The organism is Arsenophonus sp. ENCA (assembly GCF_002287155.1).
Lineage (GTDB): Bacteria > Pseudomonadota > Gammaproteobacteria > Enterobacterales > Enterobacteriaceae > Arsenophonus > Arsenophonus nilaparvatae.
In genome coordinates, this window is the sequence record NZ_NHNG01000657.1 from 1 (window position 1) to 1,593 (window position 1,593).

At 43.1% G+C, this 1,593-nt stretch carries 4 protein-coding genes; 1 reads left to right on the top strand and 3 read right to left on the bottom strand.

Translation table 11 applies throughout. The features are described 5' to 3' along the window. Positions 1-190, bottom strand: a 190-nt coding sequence (locus CBG25_RS17100; protein ID WP_290608131.1) for a hypothetical protein, incomplete at its 3' end; no start/stop codon positions are given. Positions 191-211: 21 nt separating this feature from the next. Then, positions 212-802, bottom strand: coding sequence for a recombinase family protein (locus CBG25_RS17105; RefSeq protein WP_290608133.1), 591 nt, complete (start codon positions 800-802; stop codon positions 212-214). 89 nt (positions 803-891) lie between these two features. Between CBG25_RS17105 and CBG25_RS17110 the strand changes: the two genes are divergently transcribed. Further along, complete coding sequence (locus tag CBG25_RS17110; protein WP_290608135.1) at positions 892-1,275, top strand: hypothetical protein; 384 nt, start codon at positions 892-894, stop codon at positions 1,273-1,275. A gap of 37 nt (positions 1,276-1,312) precedes the next feature. On the opposite strand, the gene CBG25_RS17115 is transcribed toward CBG25_RS17110, so the two are convergent. Then, on the bottom strand, positions 1,313-1,593 hold a 281-nt coding region (locus CBG25_RS17115; protein ID WP_290603775.1), incomplete at its 5' end, for a transposase family protein.

Consider the following 1,593-nt stretch of genomic DNA (forward strand, 5'->3'; position numbering starts at 1 on the left):
TATGGCATGAAGCAATGCTCAAATGTGAGCATCGGTCAATAGAAAGTAAATCTAAGGGTGACATTTGAAATGTCCCCCTTTGAACAATATGATAATCGTTACATTGGCCAAATTTTTGGCTGATGATGATGCGGCGTGCGATATTTGAAGCCAAAACGTGCGATAAATGGCAGGCTACTTTTGTTTCCATCAGTGCAACGAAATTACACTGTCATTTTTCATCGGAGGCACTTTGGTCTGTTTGAGTGGTACGATCAACGGGACAATATTTGTAGATGCTGGTCAATGAAACACCATACAGTAATGCAAGCTGTTTTCTGCTACGACCATTCGCCAATAATTTTTGAGCTTCCTGTTGCTGTGCAAAAGATAGCGACTGAGGTCTGCCGCCAATACGCCCCCTACTTCTTGCTGCTGCTAAACCTGCCTTAGTACGCTCAACAATCAGTTTTCGCTCCATTTGCGCCAACGCACTCATCACATGAAAGAAAAAACGGCCAGCGGACGTAGAGGTATCAATGGCATCCGTCAAACTATGAAAATGAATACCTTCATCTTCCAGTTTGGATATTAAAGTAATCAAATGTTTAATGCTGCGGCCCAGTCTATCCAGCTTCCAGACGACTAAGGTGTCACCCGATTTCAGTGCATTTAGCGCGCGTTTTAATCCGGGTCTCTGATCTGTTTTTCCGCTGATTTTATCCTCAAAAATCTGCGCATAATTTGTACAAATGAGTGATTTTCGCTGTAAATCGGTGTTTTGGTCATTTTTTGACACCCTCATATAGCCTATTTTTGCCATTTTAGCCCCTAATCCTCCCCCTGAAAGCCTTGTCATCGCTGGTTTTGGGCAAAATATTAGCTAAATCCCCGATTTAAGAAAACCTTGGTTTGTTAGAAACGGTAGATTGTGCAAAAAATGCACTGGATAAACGTACCGGTGGAACCGTCAACGGCGGTGTCACATTAGGGCAAAATTTGACTATTTCATGGGGAGGTAGAATGGCCACTTATCATGAAAATGGTGATATTACTGGCCCAGTTTGGGGTGGGGCGTTGAGTGGCTGGATTATTGCCCGCGCCAATACGTCCAACGTCTCTAGAGACGGGTGGTGGCGATGCGGTGAGACGGGCATTATTATGCAATGGGGATATGTAGGAAACACAAATGTAACGCATAATTTTCCACTCACATTCCCCCATGCCTGTTTTAATGTGATGGCCAGTAATGCTGATGCACAAGGTGATGTGGTAGATAATAAGCGTGTTGCTTAATAGTGAAATAAGGGTGTTTCGGTGATTGAAGTAAATTTTACGCTGTTCTGAGATGGAAATTCCAAAGACCTGCGCTAAGGAGTAAGAAGGTATCATCAATAAAGGGTCTACGATTCCGTAAAATTTGGGTCATGCAACCGAGGCGCTTGATACCCGCGATGGCGTGTTCAACTGTAATACGGATGCCCGAGATTATTTTATTTTCTTGTTTTTGTTCAGGCGATAAAGGTCTTTTTCGAGTTCCTTTTTTTGGGATTTGTGTATTAGGATGCTGTTTATCTATACCTTGAAAACCGGTATCTGCCCAGATGGTTACCT

Excerpts from the sequence above, each read along its gene's own strand:
- CBG25_RS17105 (WP_290608133.1), bottom strand. The coding sequence starts at position 802 with ATGGCAAAAATAGGCTATATGAGGGTGTCAAAAAATGACCAAAACACC.